Here is a 20302-nt window from a genome sequence, read left to right on the forward strand (position 1 = left end):
TAAAAACATTTGGAATATCATGAGTTCTATTAACACTATTTTTATGTCTAATACTATTTGGCATCAACCTTTTATGTTAAGACTAACTAAATAGTTATGTTCCATCTCATATTTATTATTAAATTCGCCAAAGCAAACAAACACGATATATATGGCACATTTTAACTTTAAAAAATGGAATACTCTTTTAGGCTGGTTCTCTTTTTTAATAGCTCTTATAACCTATACTTTAACGGTCGAACCTACCGTAAGCTTCTGGGATGCAGGCGAATATATTTTAACATCCTCTAAATTACAAGTAGGACATCCGCCAGGAGCACCATTATTTCAAATGCTTGGTGCATTCTTCTCAATTTTTGCTTTAGAGCCTTCACAAATTGGTTGGATGATGAATATGATGAGTGCTGTATCCAGTGCATTCACCATCTTGTTTATGTTTTGGACGATTACTTTGTTACTAAAAAAACTTGTTGGTAATACTAACGATCTTAATAAAAATCAATCTATGGCTATTCTAGGAAGTGGTCTAGTTGGCAGTTTAGCATTTACTTTTACAGATTCTTTTTGGTTTAATGCTGTTGAGACCGAAGTATATGCTATGGCAACCTTGATTATGGCTGTATTGTTTTGGTTAGGGTTACGTTGGGAGCAAGACATGGATAAACCCCGCGGTAATCGTTGGCTCATTTTAATTGCTTTTGTTATTGGGTTATCTTTTGGAGTCCACTTTATGGGACTCCTTACTATTCCCGCTATTGGCCTGGTTTATTATTTTAAAAACTACAAGACTATTACGGCTAAAAACTTTATTATAGCCAACGTTGTTTCAGTAGCTGTTTTATTATTTATTTTTAAACTTTTAGCACCAAATATTCTCAAAATTTTTAGTGTTTTCGAAATCTTTTTTGTGAATACTATTGGATTGCCTTTCAATTCAGGTTCTATAATTGCAGGCATCTTATTAGTGACTGTTATATACTATGCATTGCGTTATACCAGACAAAAAAACTTTGTTCATTTAAACACAGGAATCCTTTGTTTAACCTTTGTAATTATTGGATTTTCTACATGGCTGATGTTACCAATTCGTGCTAATGCTAATGTGGTTATTAACGAGAACAATCCATCAAGTGCCAGAGAGTTACTAGCTTATTATAATTTAGAGCAATATCCCGAAACGCATTTATTTTACGGGCCTCAATTTACAGATCAATACGCTTATCTTGATGACAACAATCCTTATATAGATGATAAGCCTAAATACGAAAAGGACGAAACAAAAGGTGAATATGTTGTTGTAAACGATTATGAGGACGCAAAGCAAAATTACAACTCTAAACACGCTTCTATTTTACCTCGTATGTGGAGTGCCGAACATGCCGAAAATTACATGATGTTTTCTGGGTTTTTAAACTTTAAGTTAAAGCCCGATTATCAAATGGAAAACCAATTACGGACGACTGTTTCAGATTTTAAAAACAATGTCGCTCAAGGCAATGTTGATTATGAAGATTATAATAATTTCTTAAAACGTTTTAAAAGCTATATAGATATTGAAAAACCTTCACTAGGGAGTAATATCGCCTACATGTTTGAGTACCAGTTAGGATACATGTACTGGCGTTATTTTATGTGGAATTTTTCAGGAAGACAAGACGATATTCAAGGACGCTATGATAATCATGGCAATTGGATTACTGGTATAAAACCTTTGGATGAATTCCTTTTAGGTTTCTCGCAAGACAATTTACCAAGTGATGTTAAAAACAATAAAGCGAGAAATACTTATTATCTTTTACCTCTTATTTTAGGGATTATTGGTTTTTTCTTTTTGTTTAATAAAAATAAAAAGTTGTTTTGGACTATGCTTGTGTTTTTCCTTTTTACTGGAATAGCCATTCAAGTATACACCAATGTACGGCCTTTTGAACCTCGTGAACGTGACTACTCAGTTGTAGGCTCTTTTTATGTGTTTGCACTTTGGATTGGTTTTGGAGTTTACGCCATTTTTGATACGTTAAAAGAATATATACCAAAAAAATTAGCAGCACCAATAATCACAATAGCTTGTCTAATATTAGTTCCAGGTATTTTGGCCGCCAACAATTGGGATGACCATGATAGATCGGATAAATACACTGCCAGAGCAATGGCAAGAATGTATTTAGACTCTTGTGCAGAAAATGGTATTTTATTCACCATTGGAGATAATGATACTTTTGCCCTTTGGTATGCTCAAGAAATTGAAGGCTATAGAACCGATGTAAGAGTGGTAAATACAAGTTTATTTCAAACCGATTGGTATATAGACCAAATGAAACGTAAGGCTTATGCAAGTGACCCTATACCTTCTCAACTAACTCATGATTTATACAAATACGGTACAAACGACTATATCATAATACAGCCCGTTATTAAAGACACTTTAGAGATAAAACAATTTTTAGATTTTGTAGCGAGTAACAATCCTAAAACAAAATACAAGCATGTTTTAGAAAAACAAGGTGTAGATCTTACCCAAGTTAGAAGTCAAGATTTAAATGCCACCTATATGCCCACCGAGTTTTTACGCCTTCCTGTAAACAAACAGAATGCCCTAAATTCAGGTATTGTAAAACCAGAAGATGCTGGTAAAATAGTATCTCATATTGATTTAAACATTAAAGGAGGAGCACTTTATAAGAATAGATTACTTATGTTAGATGTCGTTGCCAATAACGAATGGAAACGTCCTATATATTTTACAGGAGGTAGTTTTGGTGATGATGATTACATCTGGATGAAAGATTACCTACAGCTTGATGGTATGTGTTATAAACTAGTGCCTATTAAAACAGCTGTAGATAGAGCCAACCCATTTGACATGGGACGCGTAGATACAGATCTTATGTATGAGAAAGTAAAAAAATGGGATTGGGGTAATAGTGGAAGCCCAGATATTTACCATGATGTTGAAACTCGTAAAAACTCTATAACTTATAGAGGCAATTTGGCTAGACTTATTGAAAAACTAATTAATGAAGAAAAGCTGGATAAGGCTGAAGAGATTGCAGATCTAGCCATGAACAACATGCCTGTTGAATATTTTGGATACTATACGCTATTGGAACCTTATATTAATGCCTATTATGAAGTTGGTAATAAAGAAAAAGCGCAACGTCTGTTTAAGGATGTCGCTAACAAATATCAAGAAAGCTTAAGCTATTACAGTAGTTTAAAAACGGATCATCAAGAACATTTATTCGAAGATATTTACACAGATATTCAACGCTACAAAGGATTGGTAGATGTTTTAATACAATATGATATCGAGTTTGCCGAAACAGAAGGCCAAACGTTTAACAATTTCTTAAAATCATTTAGACATTTTTATGGTGATCAACCAGAAGAAACACTAGCACCAAAAGTTGATAAAGATATTCCAGCAACAGATAGTAGTGGTTTAAAAATAGATAGTACTAAATAAAGAATTTCTTGAAACCCAACTATTCCTGCCTTTGCTGGCAGGCAGGCTCGAGGCAGAGCTATATTTCGCTGGTTTCATTTTGACCTAAAAAGGTCAAAAACCAAAATTCTGTATTTAGATTCGCGTTTTTACTGAAACAAGTTCAGCACAGGCACGGAATAACAATTTCAACGAAAACCCCAAGGCAAAGCCTCGGGGAATTCTTTTCGATTAATTAGTACAAGGCATGACCTTAATACCTATAAAGACACCTTTACTTGTAAAAAAAATATTCCCAAACTATGTTTGGGATATTCCGACTACGGATAAAGTTATATACCTAACGTTCGATGATGGTCCAACACCAGAAATTACTAATTGGACGCTAAATACTTTAAAAGAATATAACGCAAAAGCCACTTTTTTTTGTATTGGAAATAACATAAAAAAACATCCTGACATCTTTCAAAACATTTTAGATGACGGGCATAGTATCGGGAACCATACTTACAATCATGTTAAGGGGTGGCGAACTAAAAGCGAAGACTATTTGAAGAATGTTGAAGAAACACAAAGAATCATTAATGATCAAATTTCAAATAGTAATTCTAAAATCGTCAACCATCAATCATCAGTCGTTAATCTATTCCGTCCACCTCATGGGCAAATAACACCTAAACAAGGGAGAAAGCTAATAACATTGGGGTACAAAATAATAATGTGGGATGTATTGTCTTTTGACTGGCAGAATAACGTTAGCAAGGAGACTTGTTTAAACAATGTTACTAGTAAAGCAACAAACGGTAGTATTATTGTATTTCATGATAGCGTAAAGGCTTCAAAAAACATGCTGTATACTTTACCGAAAACATTGGAATTTTTCAGCAAGAAAGGATACACCTTTAAAGCTATAAAAGACTAAGCGTACTGCTGAATAATACCTATAAGTGTATTAGCATCCTGTTCTCCACTTTGACGCCATTTCATCTCACCGTCCTTATAAATAATAAGCGTTGGCAAGGTTTTTACTCTTAAAGCTTCGGCAAGTTCTTCATTCTTTTCAACATCAATCTTTATAACCTTAGCTCTATCACCTAATGCGGCAGCAACATCTCTTAAAACAAGATGCATGGCTGTTGATTGATCATTCCATTCTGTATAAAAATCCAACAAAACAGGAATTTCCACATCTATTAGTTCCCCAAATTTTGACATACTTTAATTGTTTATTAGTCAAACGTGCTTATACAAATATAGCATTTCTTAGCAATTATGCATTATGTGAGCCCTTTTTAAGTTCTATAACTGTTATTTCTGGCCATATTCCAACACGCCCAGGAAATGCTAAATACCCAAAACCTCTATTTACATTTATATACTGCCCCAACTCTTCATAAATACCTGCCCAATATTTATAGCGCCATTTCACAGGGCTCCATTTAAACCATCCAGGTATTTCAATACCAAACTGCATACCATGAGTATGTCCACTTAGTGTTAAATGATAATGATAATCATCTTGAATCACCTTTTTTTCCCAATGTGACGGATCGTGACTCATTAAAATCTTAAAGTCATTTTTATTAATAGTACTTGAAGCTTTCTCTAAATCGCCTGCCGTTTTAAATCCTCCTGCTCCCCAGTTTTCAACACCAATCAAAGCAATACGCTCTCCATTTTTTTCTAAGTATCTACTTTCATTCAACAATAGATCAAATCCTATTTCTCTTTGAAGGCTTTTTAAATCTTCTAAGTTTTGCTTTTTTGCGTCTTCAGACTCCCATTTAACATAATCTCCATAATCATGATTTCCTAGTACAGAAAACAAACCGTCTTTCGCCTTTAGTTTACCAAAAACATTTTTGTAAGGCACTAATTCTTCGGCTTTATTATTTACTATATCACCAGTAAACAATATCACATCACTTTGCTGCTCATTTATTAAATCTACAGCATAATTAACCTTATCCATATTATCGAAACTCCCAGAATGAATATCGCTAATTTGAGTAAGTTTATACCCATTAAAAGCATCTGGTAAATCTTCAAAATGAAGTGTATATTTTAATACTTTATAATTGTATTTCCCTCTATAGATACCATAAATAATGGAAGCCAATGGAATAGCTGCAATACCCAGCGCAAGCTTACTTATAAATTGTCTTCTAGATGCAAAATAATTCCCTTTGGCTGTGTCTCCTTCTGTAAAATACCTGAAAACCGCTTGTGGCACCCTAAAAATATCCTCACCAATCATCACAGCCAGCAAAACCATTTTTGGCACCAGCAAGGCTATAAAAAGCCCGAAAGCGTATGCATGCCCATGAGAAAAACCATCACTTCTATTAAAACCATAATAATGAAATACAAAATTGCCAATTACTATAACTGTAATAAGCCAATAGGATATTTGAATCCAATTATTTTTTGAAACTGTTTTAAATGCTTGAAAAGCATAAATATCTGCAATCCCAAAAATGACAAGAAAAATAATCCAACGAAGCATATTCTTTTTTACCAAATATAATAGTATTCTAAAGTAATACTTCTTTAATACACTATATTTAACTTATGGTTAAGAATTAATATATTCTAATTTCTAAAAATAAATAATCACTTATATATTTAAATTTATTTTACGATTTACTTTTCGTAGTTTTGGTTTTCTTTCAAAACAAATAACATGTCAGATCAAAAACGTCTTTTTTTAGTCGATGCCTATGCTTTAATATTTCGTGGTTATTATGCCTTTATTAAAAACCCGAGAATTAACTCTAAAGGCACAGACACCTCTGCTATTTTAGGATTTATGAATTCGCTTTTAGATGTTATTAAGCGTGAACGTCCCGATCATTTAGCGGTGTGTTTTGATAAAGGAGGGAGTACCGATCGTGTTGAAATGTATAAAGAATATAAAGCGAATAGGGACGCAACTCCCGAGGCTATTAAAATTGCTATTCCATACATTTATAGCATACTTGAAGCCATGCATATTCCTATTATGGTTAAGGAAGGTTATGAAGCTGATGATGTTATTGGAACACTTTCTAAACAAGCCGAAAAAGAAGGTTATAAAACCTTTATGGTAACACCTGATAAAGATTTTGCTCAATTGGTTTCTGAAAACATTTTTATGTACCGTCCTGTTTTTGGAGGCGGTTACGAAACTTGGGGCATTCCAGAAGTTCAAAAGAAATTTGAAGTTACAGATCCCTTGCAAGTCATCGACTTTTTAGGAATGATGGGAGATTCTAGTGATAATATCCCTGGGCTTCCTGGCGTTGGAGAAAAAACAGCTAAAAAGTTTTTAGCGCAATATGGTAGTATGGAGAATCTTTTAGCAAACACGCATGAGCTTAAAGGTAAAATGAAAGAGAAGATTGAAGCGAATGGCGACTTAGGAATCCTTTCAAAAAAACTGGCCACTATCATGCTAGATGTTCCTGTTGCATTTAATGAGAAAGATTTTGAAATGTCTCAACCAGATATTCCTAAGGTGAGTGAAATTTTTCAAGAATTAGAATTTAGACGTTTAATTGATAATTTTAATAAAACATTTGCTACCAGTAGTGAAGCACTGCAAACTGACGCCTCATCAACTACAAAAGCGACACCAAAAGAACAAGCCTCTGCAGGGGCAGGTCAGTTTTCTTTATTTGGAGGCGATCCTTCAACTGCTACAAATACCGAAACTGAAACAGAATATACTCGAAAAACAGCCGAAACCACCTCTCATTTTTACCAAAGTGTCGATTCTGGAATCGCCACAAAACTCTTCATTAAAAATTTAATGAATCAAACTTCGGTGTGTTTTGATACTGAAACTACAGGATTAAATCCTATTACCGCAGAACTAGTTGGTATTGCTTTTTCATGGGAAGTTGGTAAAGGCTTTTATTTACCATTTCCTGAAGATAAAACAGAAGCACAAGCACTTATTGAACAATTACGTCCGTTTTTTGAAAGTGAAACGATTCAGAAAATAGGTCAGAATTTAAAATATGATATTAAAGTTCTGGGTAAATACCATATTGAAGTTAGAGGTAAATTATTTGATACCATGTTGGCACATTATCTCATAAACCCAGATATGCGACATAATATGGATGTGCTAGCGGAAACATATTTGAATTACACACCAATTTCTATTGAATCGCTTATTGGGAAAAAGGGAAAAAACCAATTATCGATGCGTGAAGTTCCTTTAGAAAAACAAACCGAATACGCGGTTGAAGATTCTGATATTACACTTCAATTAAAAGAACATTTTGAAAAAGAGTTAGGCGAAGCCAATACTCAAAAACTCTTCGATGATATTGAAGTCCCATTACTTCGTGTACTGGCTGCTATGGAATTAGAAGGCATCAATTTAGATAAAAATTTCTTGAATTCTCTTTCGGAAGAATTAAACAAAGATATTACTTCATTAGAAACTAAAATTTATGAGGTCGCTGGTGAGGAATTCAATATAGCATCACCAAAGCAACTTGGGATTATACTTTTTGAAAAATTAAAACTTGTAGACAAACCTAAGAAAACCAAAACAGGTCAATATGCAACCTCCGAAGATATTCTATCCTATTTAGCAAAAGAGCATGATATTATTCAAAATATTTTAGATTATAGAGGTTTGGCTAAACTTAAAAGCACCTATGTGGATGCTTTACCAAGTCAGGTTGAAGAGTCAACAGGTCGTGTACACACCGATTATATGCAAACTGTTGCAGCTACAGGACGGTTAAGCAGTAACAATCCTAATCTTCAAAATATTCCTATTCGTACCGAGCGTGGTAGACAGGTAAGAAAGGCTTTTATTCCGCGAAGCGAAAATTACACCCTTTTAGCTGCCGATTATTCTCAAATAGAACTTCGTATTATTGCTGCTTTAAGCGAGGAAGAAACTATGATTTCTGCATTTAAAAACGGAGAAGATATTCACGCATCTACAGCTTCAAAAGTATTTAATGTGCCTTTAAATGAAGTGACTCGCGAACAACGTAGTAATGCTAAAACAGTCAATTTTGGTATTATTTATGGCGTTTCTGCCTTTGGATTAAGTAATCAAACAGATTTATCGCGAAGCGAATCTAAAGAGCTCATCGATACGTATTATGAAACCTACCCTAAACTTAGAAGCTTTATTAGCGAACAAGTTGATTTTGCTCGTGATAATGGTTATGTACAAACCGTTTTAGGACGTCGCCGCTATTTAAAAGACATAAATTCCCGTAATGCTGTTGTTCGAGGTGCTGCCGAGCGTAATGCCGTAAATGCACCCATACAAGGAAGTGCTGCCGATATTATTAAGATAGCTATGATTAATATTTATAATAAGCTATCTTCTGGAAATTATAAAACTAAAATGCTTTTACAAGTGCATGATGAATTGGTTTTCGATGTGTATAAACCCGAATTAGAAACTATCAAATCTCTCGTTAAAACCGAAATGGAAAATGCTTATAAACTCGAAGTTCCTTTAGATGTTGATTTAGATATTGGTGATAATTGGTTAGAGGCACATTAAATTATTTATTTTCAATTATCATTACATTGAAATAAGTTTTTCTTTCATTCCCATAACCAAAAGTGACCCTAACTTGAAAACTTTCAGTATTGATATTAAATACGTCTACTCCTTAATTAAAAAATTTAAAGGTTTTAGCTCACTTGATAATTCTTTTTTAATTTCTTCCTTAGCTCTATCAATTGAATGATAACCTAATAATCTCCTAACAGCAACAATTATTGAAAAAACTGCAACAATGAATTCATATTTATATTTCAAACTGTGAAAACTAAAACAGCAAAAACAAGTATGATTAAAATTGTATTCATTATTATTTTTATTAAAAGTAAGAAAAGTAAACTTACCTTAGTGGACTAGTAACGAATAATGTTGTTTTAAATTTAAACTGAAAAACACCTCTATAATCCCCTCAAGAGGATATTAGTTCCTAAGTTTAATTTGAGGATTGTCCCCTAGAGGGGACTTTAGGGGTGTCAGAGTACAAAATGTAAACCATGAGAAATAAAGTAATCCCATACAACCCTAAATTAAAACAACTCGCAAGACAGCTTCGAAAAAACAGCACTTTACCCGAAGTTTTGTTATGGCAGAATATTAAGCAACGTGCTTACGGTGTTCAATTTCACAGACAAGTTCCTATGCTTAATTATATTGTTGATTTTTATTGTCATGAAATTGGTTTAGCTATTGAAATTGATGATAATAGTCATGACCATAGTTTTTTATACGATGCTAAAAGGCAAGGAGAATTAGAAGTTTATGATGTTAAATTTTTGAGATTTTCAAATGAAGAAGTCAAGAAAAATATGTTCAGTATTTTATTGGTTATTGAAGAGACTGTAAAAGAATTGATGGAATAATTATAAAAAACTAATTCTGTACAATACACCCCTAAAGTCCCCTCAAGGGGACAATTATAACGGCATATCTATGTACGCAGCTCAAATATTATTACTATATTAATAACTTTAGTTTGTATTTAGGTTTCATGATTTAGATTGCCTACTCAAGGGGATTACAGGGGTATTACTACCTCCGTTTCTTCTCAGATTTAAACTTAGTCTTGTTTTTACGCTGGTTAAAAGGAATAGCAGCAGCATGAAGTAATACTTTTAATAAATATTGAATATTAATTTATCCAAAAGGATAGTGTCTTTTTATCTAAAACTAAATTAATACTCTTTAACCTTCAATTGAAAATCGATTTCAATAAGATCTTCAACCACTATCAATCCCAAGGCTTTTTTAGGTGGTTCTAAATTAAAATCTCGAATATTTAAACTCAGCACCCCTTTAACAATTAATATATCTTCACCTTCTAATTCTACTGGAATTACATAAGATTTTGTAACTCCTGCCAGATCTAAATCTAATAGTGCATTTACAAGATTTTCATCTTTGGGATCTTTACTTATCTCTTTTAATTTAATATATATTTGTGGATGTGTTTCAGATTTTAAAAGCTTTTGAAAATCAGCATTTATCCCTCTTCCACCACAATCAAAATCAGTATTTTCTAATACTAAAGTTGTTTTATTAAAAATAATTTTTTCTTTATCCCTCTTAAAAAAAACAGGGATTGGTTTATTTAGTTTCAAGATATTGTATTGGCACTTAAAACTATTAACATTGGTTTTTCCCTTAATAACAAGTTGGCTACTAGGTGTAATTATTACAGAGATACCCCCTAAACTTGAAAAAGCCAACATTGTGAAGATAAAAATAAAAAACAATACTTTTTTCATATTCTTTTTTTAACCAATATACTTTTTGTGTTATCAAATATAAAAATCAAGTCTAAAAGTATTTGCACTATTAATTAAATTAGTAACTCAATAATGCTACTTTTAGACTTAATTTCACATTTATTTTTTTAATTAGTCTTTAGAAACTTATAGCCGCTTCTAACATAAACCCATTAAATTCACCATCTTCCAAAAGGTCTCCAGTAGGATAATCTTTGTATTCTTGAACTACATATTCTGCCTTCATCAAGATGTTTTTGGTCATAAACCAACCAGCACCTAATTGAAATCTATTAATATTTATATCATCACCACTCGTTAACTCAGCACTTACTGTATTGTATCGGCTGCCTAAATATAAGTTTTCTGTTTTACCAAATCTATATATAATCTCACCCGCAAATTGTTTTGCTTCTCTCCTATCAACTTCACTTAAACTTCTTCCAGAGCTTATCTCTGCAGTTCCAAATATTTCAACTCCTTTGTATTTGATAAAAGGGTTAACCATAATAGCAGTAATTTTATTATTAAAACTTGGATTAAAACGCCCTGATCTAAAATTATCACTAGCGGCATCTGCATCTTGCATAATATCGTAATATCTAGAACCTGCTCTATCTGCACTATACAAATAAACACTTTTTGCATAACCTGTATTGTATAAAGAGCCTGTTAACCTAAATCTAAAATCATCATTTATTTGTTTGTCATACCCTAATTTTGCTAAAAAAGCACCTCCTCCTGTTGTGCCATTGGACTCTTCTACATTTTGGTTTAATTTACCATTAGAAAATCCAACCATACCTAAAAATCCATTATTACGATAATAAAACTCGGCTCCAACTTCTGTTGTAAATGAATCCATAATTAAGTTTCCCACAAATGGGTTGTGAATGGTTTGAGCGTTATCACTTCTTCTAAAATGGGCATCTCCATAGTTGTTTTCCATGTGTCCAATTTTAATGGTAGTATGTTTCATGAGACCTTCCATAAAGCCTTCACTAATAAAATCTAGCTTATCTATTTGGAAATATCCCCCTTTAACATAAGGTTCGTTGTGATGTCTAGAAGACAAATAAGTTCTTAAATGCATTCTCACACCATCATAAAGTACCACATCTAAATCTAAATTAGCTGTTGCTAAATTAAAATTACTACCTACTTCTAACAAAGGAATGGCACCAGAATTCTCATTGTCTAAAGCTTGAAACTGGAGTGTGGAGGCTCCACCTAGTCTTACTTGTACACCATTAAAATTTGAGACTGTATCTTTTGCTTTTGGACTCTCGAATACATTAACCCCTCTTTGATCTGGTTGCCTATAATTATCTAGATCTCTGTTCTGTGCATAAAAACTAAATCCGATAAATAGGATTACTAATAATAATGATTTTTTTAAAATTGATTTCATAACTTCTATTTTTTAACTGTTTATTATTTAATTTATTTAAATACTGTTGAAAATTTAATTGTTACATCATCCCCAGTAGTAATTGTGCCTAATAGGGCTTTTGGTGGGCTTATATTAAAATCTGTCATTTTAATTTTTCTCTCACCAGTTAACGTTATCTTAGATTTGATGATACTCGCGGTAAAATCTAATGTGATAGTTTTTTTTACTCCAGAAATAGTTAAGTCACCCAGCGTGCTTACTAAAAACACACCGTCCTCTTTACTGACAATGTTTTTAACTTCAATTAATTGAAATGAAATGGTTTTATTGTGATCTGTTTTTAAGGCTTTATAAGTGTTCTTATCCATTGAGGATTTTCCACTTTTCAAGCTCTCTGCCACTATGTTTATGGTGATTTTTTCTACTTGGCAAGTTTTAACATCTTTAAAACTTATTTTTCCATCTTGCTTTTCGGCTGATATATCCCAATCATGTATACTTGATGTTCCTGAAACCGTTAAAGATGATTCGCTATTTATTAAATTAAATTCTTGCGCCTGAATTACATTTGCGGTTATGACAAAAAGCACTATTAAACTTAAATATTTTTTCCTTGTTTCTTTGAATATTTTCATGACTATATTTTTTAATTATGCTACAAATCTCTGTCCAAATTGAATCGAAAACTATGATTTTTATCATAATATAATATGAGGCAATCCTAAAAATAATCGGAGTTTAGAAGTAAATCACCTCCGATACATATTGCGAAGAGTTCCTTAAATAAAATGTTGATTTTTAAAAGAAAAAACTTTCTGATTACTAAAAATCAAGAACTTACTCTAACCGTAAATAACAGGTATGGATGACAAAGATGTAAATCATAAAATTTAAGAAGTATCACTTAATAAAAAAAGCAAACGAACAGCTTTAATCTATCAGAATCAGTAAGATGAAGACCATCATTTTTATGATTGACATTTTATTATAGATAAATAACTAAGCAAGCTTGTTAAAAATTGAATAAACTTAAAAATCTAGTTATTGAATACTTTTTAATAAATAAAATGAAGAAATTAATGGTATTGTTTAAAAAAATAATTCCCTAAAAGAAACTCTAAAGCCCCTTAGGAAAGTAATCAAAAGCTTAAAAATCACCTACGCTTCTTCTTACTCCTAAACTTAGTCTTATTTTTACGTCGATTAAAAGGAATAGCATCATCAAATGTATGCTTCGCTTCTCCTCTAGGTTTATTTTTACGCCACTTGTCGTTTTCTGGAAGTAATACTTTTAATAAATCATGACGCCCCAATTTATTTAAAGTCTTTTTAATCCAAGCTTTGTTTTCATCTTTATACCAAAAGAAAAAACGATGCTGCTCGTCTTTTTCTTTACGGGTTATGGGTGTGTTTACCTTTTTAAGCGTGTAAGGATGATATCCACTATAATAAATTACGGTAGCCACCGTCATAGGTGTTGGTGTAAACCCCTGTACTTGTTCCAATTGAAAACCCATGTCTTTAGTTTCGGCAGCTAAATTCGCCATATCTTCAACTTCACACGCGGGATGGTTAGAAATAAAATAAGGAATCAATTGCAACTTCAACCCTTTTTTAATATTAATCTTATCGAAACGCTCTTTAAACTTATGAAAATAAGTAAACGATGGTTTGCGCATCAATTTTAAAACGGGATCGCTAGTATGTTCTGGTGCTACTTTAAGTCTCCCAGACACATGCTTAGTCATCACTTCTTCAGTATAATCATCTAATTCTTTTGGGTCGGCATTTTTATTGAATTCAGGTACTAGCATATCATGCCGAATACCACTACCAATAAACGATTTTTTAACTTTCGGATGACTATCGACTGCTTGGTATAACTCGGTTAATGGTTTATGAGAGGTATCTAAGTTACTGCAAATAACAGGCGAAATACACGAAGGCGCTACACACTTATCACATATAGCCTGAACCTTCCCTTTCATTTTGTACATGTTCGCACTTGGACCGCCAATATCAGATAAATACCCCTTAAAGTCTGGCATATTTGCCACAGTATCGACTTCTCGCAATACAGACTCCTGACTACGAGATGCAATAAACTTTCCTTGATGTGCCGAAATAGTACAAAAACTACAGCCCCCAAAACACCCACGATGTATGTTAATGGAAAACTTAATCATTTCGAACGCAGGAATTGGCCCACGTTTATTATATTTTGGATGTGGTAATCGTGTATACGGTAAATCAAAAGACGCATCAATCTCATCTTCTGTCATGGTAGGATACGGCGGATTAATCATCAGGGTTTTGTCCCCCACTTTCTGAAAAATTCGTCGTGCAGCCAATTTATTAGACTCTTGCTCTATCACTTTAAAGTTCGAAGCATATTTTTTCTTATCCTTTAAACAAATGTCATGCGAAGCTATTTCAACATCTTCCCAATTACTATTCTTAGGTACTTTGGCATCTTTGTTTAATAGAACTGCCGTTTGTTTTATAGTTGTAATACTACTAAAAGGCACCCCTTTTTGTAACAAACGCACCACCTCACGCAAAGGCTGTTCGCCCATACCATAAACCAACATATCTGCTTTAGAACTTTCTAAAATAGTTGGCATCAACATATCACTCCAATAATCGTAATGCGTTACACGACGCAACGACGCTTCAATCCCTCCAATTAAAACAGGAACATCAGGCCATTTTTCTTTTAAAATTTTAGAATAAACGGTAGTCGCATAATCTGGTCTGAATCCAATATCTCCATTGGGTGTATAGGCATCTTTATCTCGACGTTTTTTATTAGCATTATAGTTACTAATCATAGGATCCATACAACCACCAGTAACTCCAAAAAATAATTTTGGAGCACCTAGCTTTACAAAATCTTGAAGATTGTCGTTAACATTGGGCTGTGGCACCACAGCAACACGCAAACCATAACTCTCTAAAATACGACCAATTACTGCAGGTCCAAACGATGGGTGATCTACATAAGCATCACCACTAAATAAAATCACGTCTAGCTCTTCCCAACTGCGTATTTTAACCTCTTTATTTGTGGTAGGTAACCAATCTGAAAGTTTTAATTCTTGCATAACGTTGCAAAAATAGACAAAAATTGACTCTTAAACAGAATCCTTAAACGAATCATTACCAATGTTAAAATTAGTAAGGCTAAGCTTTTTTAACGACACCATATATATTGCTTAAAAGATTTGCCATGAATTCCAAAGAACTTTTTTTCACTATATTCATTTTGGCTTACACTCAAATTGATGCTCAAACATGTTGCTCAGGGTGGATTCCATTATCAAACAACATTAGCTTACCACTATCTGAAAAAGGCACAATTCAAATAGGTTTAAATTACGATTACACAATTTAAACACATTAAACTCTGGAACTGAAACTCTAAATGACAACACAAGATTCTGTATTTTCTATATAGAAGCACAGGAACAGATAATGATTTTCTGGGTAATTAATTCAACATACAAATTTGGTAATGAATTTCAAGCTTTATTAAGCTTTTCAGATCAGTTTACTTTTCTTAAGACACTTACACTTCTCCAGCGTATCTTTTAACGGTACAAATTATTTAATTGTAGGTAATGAAGATTTAATTTATCTGATAAAGACGAAAGTCTCACGTTCAATTATGATTTTAGTAGCTCAGAAATTTTCTTTAAAGACGATGAAGGAAACACATGGTCTATTTTCGGAAAAGCTATTAAAAATCCCAGAACAGGAGAAACACTTTATAGGTGTAAAATCTGTTATGACTTATTGGTTTTCTATAGCTGCATTTTATCCAAATCCAGAAGTTTACACACCTTAATAATAGCTAATTAAAACCTAGCATTCAGCTTATATTTTATTTATCAATTTAACACATTAAAATTTACGTAAAATTATCTCTCTTCACTGTTTGGTAATCAAATATATAATCGTAAATTTGCAAACTCTTTTCGAGAGAGGAATGTTTAATAAATAAAAATTAATTAGTGTGGATACATTAAGCTACAAAACGATTTCAGCCAACAAAGCTACTGTAAATAAGCAGTGGGTTTTAGTTGATGCTGAAGGTCAAGCACTTGGTCGCCTCGCTTCTAAAGTTGCAAAACTTTTAAGAGGTAAGCACAAGCCAAACTTCACACCACATGTTGATTGCGGAGATAATGTTATTATTATCAATGCAGAAAAAATCAGCTTATCTGGAAACAAATGGAACGATAAAACGTACATTCGTCATACAGGTTACCCAGGTGGTCAAAAAAGTTTAACTGCTACAGAATTGTTTGGGAAAGACCCTGCAAGAGTGGTAGAAAAATCAGTAAAAGGAATGTTACCTAAAAACAAATTAGGTGCAGATTTATTCCGTAATTTAAACGTTGTTGTTGGTTCAGCTCATACTCATGAAGCTCAAAAACCTAAAACAATTAACCTAAACGAATTCAAATAATGGAAGTAATTCACAAAATTGGCCGTAGAAAGACGGCTGTTGCTCGTGTGTATGTAGCCCCAGGAAAAGGGAACATCACGATTAATAAAAAAGACATGACGTCTTACTTTACTACTGCAACATTACAGTATAAAGTAAAACAACCTTTAGTTATGACTAACAATGATAGCAACTTTGATATTACAGTAAATGTATTTGGAGGAGGTATTACAGGTCAGGCAGAAGCTGTTCGTTTAGCAATATCTCGCGCTATGTGCGAACTTGATGCAGAGAACAGATTAATTTTAAAACCAGAAGGTTTATTAACTAGAGATCCAAGAATGGTGGAGCGTAAAAAATTCGGTCAGAAGAAAGCGCGTAAGAAATTCCAATTCTCTAAACGTTAATATTGAACGTGTTTCAGTATTTGTATATCAGATATTAGAACCATTTTCAAGACAATTAAAAGAAGCTGAAAAAATTTCAGCTTAAAAAAATAAACTAGTTATTGTTGTCCTTGTCCAAAAGACAGGATTTAGTTTAGCATCTAAATGATTAAGGCGATTTAAAAAATGACCACTTAATCATTGCTAATTCAACAGAACGTAAACTATTACAAAATGGCAGTAGAAGTAAAAGAATTACTTGAAGCAGGTGTACACTTCGGTCACCTTACACGTAAGTGGGATCCTAACATGGCTCCTTACGTATATATGGAGCGTAATGGCATCCATATTATCAACCTTTATAAAACAGCGGCTAAAATTGATGAAGCAGGTGCTGCATTAAGCAAAATTGCTAATTCAGGTCGTAAAATTTTATTCGTTGCAACAAAAAAACAAGCAAAAGATATCGTAGCAGAAAAAGCGGGCTCTATTAACATGCCTTACATCACAGAAAGATGGCCAGGTGGTATGTTAACAAACTTTGTTACTATTAGAAAAGCTGTTAAAAAAATGGCTTCTATTGATAGAATGAAGAAAGATGGTACGTTTATGACGCTTTCTAAAAAAGAGCGTTTACAAGTAGACCGTTTAAGAGCTAAGTTGGAAAAAAACTTAGGTTCTATTAATGATATGACTCGTTTACCAGGCGCTTTATTTGTTGTAGATATTAAACGTGAGCATATCGCGATTAAAGAAGCACAAAAATTAAACATTCCTATTTTTGCAATGGTAGATACCAACTCAGACCCACGTCAAGTTGATTATGTAATCCCTGCAAATGACGATGCTTCTAAATCGATTGATAAAATTTTAACTCACGTAACGGATGCTATTTCTGAAGGATTAGCAGAACGTAAAGCTGAAAAAGATGCTACAGCTAAAGAGACTACAGCTCCTGCGGCTAAAGCTCCAAAAGCTAAAGAAGAGGCTCCTGCTAAGGAAGCTCCAGCTAAAATAGTTGCAGCCGAAGAAGAAGAATAAATTAATCAATTACACAATACAAATAAGTCGTTTAATTTTTTTCTTAGCTGAAATTATTTGAACGACTTTTTTTTAAATAAAAAAATATGGAATCTACAGTAAAAATTACAGCAGCAGAAGTAAACAAGCTAAGACAAGCAACTGGTGCAGGTATGATGGATTGCAAAAAAGCTTTAGTTGAAGCTCTAGGCGATTTTGACAAAGCCATTGAAGTATTACGTAAAAAAGGACAAAAAGTAGCTGAAAAAAGAGCTGACAGAGAATCTTCTGAAGGTGCTGCTATTTCTAAAATTAATGCAGACCAAACTCAAGGTGTGGCCATTGTATTAGGTTGTGAAACTGATTTTGTTGGTAAAAACGAGAATTTTGTAGCATTAGCAAATCAATTTGCTGAAGTTGCTTTAAACTATAATACAAAAGAAGAGTTTTTAGCTGCAGATTTTGGCGGTATGACAGTTGCAGAAAAGTTAACTGAACAAACTGGTGTTATTGGTGAAAAACTAGATATCACTGCTTTTGAAAAATTAGAAGCTCCTTTTGTTGGAACTTATGTGCATATCAATAAAATTGCTGCATTGGTAGGTTTATCTTCTAAAGTTGACAAAGCCGAAATATTAGTTAAAGATGTAGCGATGCAAGTAGCTTCTATGGGAGCAACAACATTATCTTATAAAGATTTCGATCCTGCATTCATTGCTTCAGAAACAGAATCTAGAATTGCTGTTATTGAAAAAGACAATATCGAATTAGGTCGTTTAGGTAAAACACTTAAAAATGTACCTCAGTTTATTTCTATGGCACAATTAACGCCAGAAGTTTTGGCTAAAGCTGAAGAAGCTGCTAAAGCGGAATTAAAAGCTGAAGGTAAGCCAGAACAAATCTGGGATAGAATTTTACCAGGAAAAATGGAACGTTTTATTTCTGACAATACAACACTTGATCAAGAAAAATGTTTATTAGATCAAAACTTTATTAAAGATGAAAAGCTAAATGTTGCTAAATATGTAGCATCTTATGGTGAGGTTGAAATTACAGATTTCAAACGTGCTTCTTTAGGCTAGATATATTCCTGCAAAAGCAGAAATCTTATAAATTTAAACCATTATTCTAATTTTAGAATAGTGGTTTTTTTTATTAATGCTAAAGGAATATAGCCGCTAACGACAATTAGCGAAAAAAGAAGAAATCTAAAAAGGGATTAACTCTATCATTAAAAGTAAAACGGAAAATTTTTATTTAAAAATCAAAAACATCAAAATTTAAGAGACTCTTCAGTCGTCCCTCCTTCTGGATGACAAAATTCCATTCAAAACACCTATCTAAAAAATGCTTGTTTTTATTCAGAAAGAGGACAATCAATGAACCTATTTTACACAAAAATTCTTCTCTGTACTATTAATGTTCAAACAATCCAAAATTTTATATTGAATTCAATATTCATATAAATCCTAAGAATAAAAAAATTATGTAATTTTGCTCAACTCATTTTTCTGCGAAAGCGAAAAACCATTCATTACAAATGAAATATAAAAGAATACTACTAAAATTATCTGGTGAAGCATTAATGGGAGACCGCCAATATGGTATTGATCCAGAACGATTAGCAGAATATGCTCAAGACATAAAAACCATTACAGACCAAGGTGTACAGGTTGCCATAGTTATTGGAGGTGGAAATATTTTTAGAGGCGTCGCAGGTGCTAGTAAAGGCATGGATCGAGTGCAAGGAGACCATATGGGTATGTTAGCAACCGTTATAAATGGTTTAGCGCTACAAGGTGCTTTAGAAGATGCAGACATCCCAACTCGTTTACAAACAGCCATTCAAATTAACGAAGTAGCAGAACCCTTTATTAGAAGAAAAGCCATGCGTCATTTAGAAAAAGGACGTGTTGTTATTTTTGGTGGAGGTACAGGAAATCCTTATTTTACGACAGATTCGGCTGCAGTTTTAAGAGCTATAGAGATTGAAGCAGATGTTATTTTAAAAGGCACTCGTGTTGATGGTATTTACAATACAGATCCTGAAAAAGATAACAACGCGATTAAATTTAATTTCATATCTTTTGACGATGTTTTACGCAAAGGTTTAAAAGTAATGGATACCACGGCATTTACGCTTAGTCAAGAAAATGAATTACCTATCATTGTTTTCGATATGAATAAAAAAGGTAATTTATTAAAAGTTGTTTCTGGCGAAAAAATTGGTACCGAAGTCAATTTATAAATCTTGGCTTAATTTTTGAAATTAAATATATCAGATTTGGTTTTTGAGCCAATAAACTAAAAATACGAATCACATCTGTACAAGTTAT

The 20302-nt window shown here is 32.9% G+C and carries 17 protein-coding genes; 11 read left to right on the top strand and 6 right to left on the bottom strand.

Annotation, left to right across the window (positions count from 1 at the left end):
* Positions 1-151: 151 nt before the first annotated feature.
* Positions 152-3466, top strand: coding sequence for a glycosyltransferase family 117 protein (locus tag Q4Q40_RS10820; protein WP_303301808.1), 3315 nt, complete (start codon positions 152-154; stop codon positions 3464-3466).
* 226 nt (positions 3467-3692) lie between these two features.
* Complete coding sequence (locus Q4Q40_RS10825) at positions 3693-4367, top strand: polysaccharide deacetylase family protein (protein WP_303301809.1); 675 nt, start codon at positions 3693-3695, stop codon at positions 4365-4367.
* Here the strand turns inward: Q4Q40_RS10825 and Q4Q40_RS10830 are convergent.
* Together Q4Q40_RS10830 and Q4Q40_RS10835 are read right to left on the bottom strand one after the other, a co-directional pair.
* Positions 4364-4660, bottom strand: a complete 297-nt coding sequence (locus tag Q4Q40_RS10830; protein WP_303301810.1) for a thioredoxin family protein — start codon at positions 4658-4660, stop codon at positions 4364-4366. The two genes, Q4Q40_RS10825 and Q4Q40_RS10830, sit on opposite strands and share 4 nt — an antisense overlap.
* Before the next feature lie 55 nt (positions 4661-4715).
* Complete coding sequence (locus tag Q4Q40_RS10835; protein ID WP_303301975.1) at positions 4716-5951, bottom strand: metallophosphoesterase; 1236 nt, start codon at positions 5949-5951, stop codon at positions 4716-4718.
* Between the two features lie 177 nt (positions 5952-6128).
* On the opposite strand from Q4Q40_RS10835, the gene polA reads away from it, so the two are divergent.
* Together polA and Q4Q40_RS10845 are read left to right on the top strand one after the other, a co-directional pair.
* A complete protein-coding gene (gene polA / locus Q4Q40_RS10840) occupies positions 6129-8969 on the top strand; it encodes a DNA polymerase I (RefSeq protein ID WP_303301811.1) in 2841 nt (946 codons plus the stop codon).
* Between the two features lie 497 nt (positions 8970-9466).
* Positions 9467-9832 (top strand): endonuclease domain-containing protein, encoded by a 366-nt coding sequence (locus tag Q4Q40_RS10845; RefSeq protein ID WP_303301812.1) that lies wholly within the window; start codon positions 9467-9469, stop codon positions 9830-9832.
* A 312-nt stretch (positions 9833-10144) separates the two neighbouring features.
* Here Q4Q40_RS10845 and Q4Q40_RS10850 read toward each other — a convergent pair whose 3' ends face one another.
* From Q4Q40_RS10850 to Q4Q40_RS10865, 4 genes are all read right to left on the bottom strand, one after another.
* Positions 10145-10717 carry a YceI family protein gene (locus Q4Q40_RS10850; protein WP_303301813.1) on the bottom strand — a complete coding sequence of 191 codons (573 nt, stop codon included), beginning with the start codon at positions 10715-10717 and terminating at the stop codon, positions 10145-10147.
* A gap of 139 nt (positions 10718-10856) precedes the next feature.
* The gene (locus Q4Q40_RS10855) at positions 10857-12128 is read right to left on the bottom strand and encodes a hypothetical protein (protein WP_303301814.1); all 1272 of its coding nucleotides are present in this window, start codon (positions 12126-12128) and stop codon (positions 10857-10859) included.
* Between the two features lie 32 nt (positions 12129-12160).
* Positions 12161-12745: a YceI family protein gene (locus Q4Q40_RS10860; protein ID WP_303301815.1), complete on the bottom strand. Its 585-nt coding sequence runs from the start codon at positions 12743-12745 to the stop codon at positions 12161-12163.
* A 519-nt stretch (positions 12746-13264) separates the two neighbouring features.
* Positions 13265-15214: a YgiQ family radical SAM protein gene (locus Q4Q40_RS10865; protein WP_303301816.1), complete on the bottom strand. Its 1950-nt coding sequence runs from the start codon at positions 15212-15214 to the stop codon at positions 13265-13267.
* Between the two features lie 125 nt (positions 15215-15339).
* Between Q4Q40_RS10865 and Q4Q40_RS10870 the strand changes: the two genes are divergently transcribed.
* The 7 genes from Q4Q40_RS10870 to pyrH all read left to right on the top strand — a co-directional run bounded on the left by Q4Q40_RS10870 (position 15340) and on the right by pyrH (position 20214).
* Positions 15340-15504, top strand: a complete 165-nt coding sequence (locus tag Q4Q40_RS10870; protein ID WP_303301817.1) for a hypothetical protein — start codon at positions 15340-15342, stop codon at positions 15502-15504.
* A 309-nt stretch (positions 15505-15813) separates the two neighbouring features.
* Positions 15814-15957: a hypothetical protein gene (locus Q4Q40_RS10875; RefSeq protein WP_303301818.1), complete on the top strand. Its 144-nt coding sequence runs from the start codon at positions 15814-15816 to the stop codon at positions 15955-15957.
* Between the two features lie 168 nt (positions 15958-16125).
* A complete protein-coding gene (rplM, locus tag Q4Q40_RS10880) occupies positions 16126-16581 on the top strand; it encodes a 50S ribosomal protein L13 (protein ID WP_303301819.1) in 456 nt (151 codons plus the stop codon).
* The gene (gene rpsI / locus Q4Q40_RS10885; protein WP_303301820.1) at positions 16581-16967 is read left to right on the top strand and encodes a 30S ribosomal protein S9; all 387 of its coding nucleotides are present in this window, start codon (positions 16581-16583) and stop codon (positions 16965-16967) included. Before rplM ends, rpsI begins: the two co-directional genes overlap by 1 nt.
* Before the next feature lie 213 nt (positions 16968-17180).
* On the top strand, positions 17181-17987 hold the full coding sequence (gene rpsB, locus Q4Q40_RS10890; RefSeq protein ID WP_303301821.1) for a 30S ribosomal protein S2: 807 nt from the start codon (positions 17181-17183) through the stop codon (positions 17985-17987).
* Between the two features lie 86 nt (positions 17988-18073).
* A complete protein-coding gene (gene tsf / locus Q4Q40_RS10895; protein ID WP_303301822.1) occupies positions 18074-19048 on the top strand; it encodes a translation elongation factor Ts in 975 nt (324 codons plus the stop codon).
* 458 nt (positions 19049-19506) lie between these two features.
* Positions 19507-20214 (top strand): UMP kinase, encoded by a 708-nt coding sequence (gene pyrH / locus Q4Q40_RS10900; RefSeq protein WP_303301823.1) that lies wholly within the window; start codon positions 19507-19509, stop codon positions 20212-20214.
* Positions 20215-20302 lie beyond the last annotated feature (88 nt).

This window comes from Flavivirga jejuensis (assembly GCF_030540765.1).
GTDB classification, from domain to species: domain Bacteria; phylum Bacteroidota; class Bacteroidia; order Flavobacteriales; family Flavobacteriaceae; genus Flavivirga; species Flavivirga jejuensis.

Excerpts from the sequence above, each read along its gene's own strand:
- Q4Q40_RS10820 (WP_303301808.1), top strand. The coding sequence starts at position 152 with ATGGCACATTTTAACTTTAAAAAATGGAATACTCTTTTAGGCTGGTTC.
- Q4Q40_RS10825 (WP_303301809.1), top strand. The coding sequence starts at position 3,693 with ATGACCTTAATACCTATAAAGACACCTTTACTTGTAAAAAAAATATTC.
- Q4Q40_RS10830 (WP_303301810.1), bottom strand. The coding sequence starts at position 4,660 with ATGTCAAAATTTGGGGAACTAATAGATGTGGAAATTCCTGTTTTGTTG.
- Q4Q40_RS10835 (WP_303301975.1), bottom strand. The coding sequence starts at position 5,951 with ATGCTTCGTTGGATTATTTTTCTTGTCATTTTTGGGATTGCAGATATT.
- polA (WP_303301811.1), top strand. The coding sequence starts at position 6,129 with ATGTCAGATCAAAAACGTCTTTTTTTAGTCGATGCCTATGCTTTAATA.
- Q4Q40_RS10845 (WP_303301812.1), top strand. The coding sequence starts at position 9,467 with ATGAGAAATAAAGTAATCCCATACAACCCTAAATTAAAACAACTCGCA.
- Q4Q40_RS10850 (WP_303301813.1), bottom strand. The coding sequence starts at position 10,717 with ATGAAAAAAGTATTGTTTTTTATTTTTATCTTCACAATGTTGGCTTTT.
- Q4Q40_RS10855 (WP_303301814.1), bottom strand. The coding sequence starts at position 12,128 with ATGAAATCAATTTTAAAAAAATCATTATTATTAGTAATCCTATTTATC.
- Q4Q40_RS10860 (WP_303301815.1), bottom strand. The coding sequence starts at position 12,745 with ATGAAAATATTCAAAGAAACAAGGAAAAAATATTTAAGTTTAATAGTG.
- Q4Q40_RS10865 (WP_303301816.1), bottom strand. The coding sequence starts at position 15,214 with ATGCAAGAATTAAAACTTTCAGATTGGTTACCTACCACAAATAAAGAG.
- Q4Q40_RS10870 (WP_303301817.1), top strand. The coding sequence starts at position 15,340 with ATGAATTCCAAAGAACTTTTTTTCACTATATTCATTTTGGCTTACACT.
- Q4Q40_RS10875 (WP_303301818.1), top strand. The coding sequence starts at position 15,814 with ATGAAGGAAACACATGGTCTATTTTCGGAAAAGCTATTAAAAATCCCA.
- rpsI (WP_303301820.1), top strand. The coding sequence starts at position 16,581 with ATGGAAGTAATTCACAAAATTGGCCGTAGAAAGACGGCTGTTGCTCGT.
- rpsB (WP_303301821.1), top strand. The coding sequence starts at position 17,181 with ATGGCAGTAGAAGTAAAAGAATTACTTGAAGCAGGTGTACACTTCGGT.
- tsf (WP_303301822.1), top strand. The coding sequence starts at position 18,074 with ATGGAATCTACAGTAAAAATTACAGCAGCAGAAGTAAACAAGCTAAGA.
- pyrH (WP_303301823.1), top strand. The coding sequence starts at position 19,507 with ATGAAATATAAAAGAATACTACTAAAATTATCTGGTGAAGCATTAATG.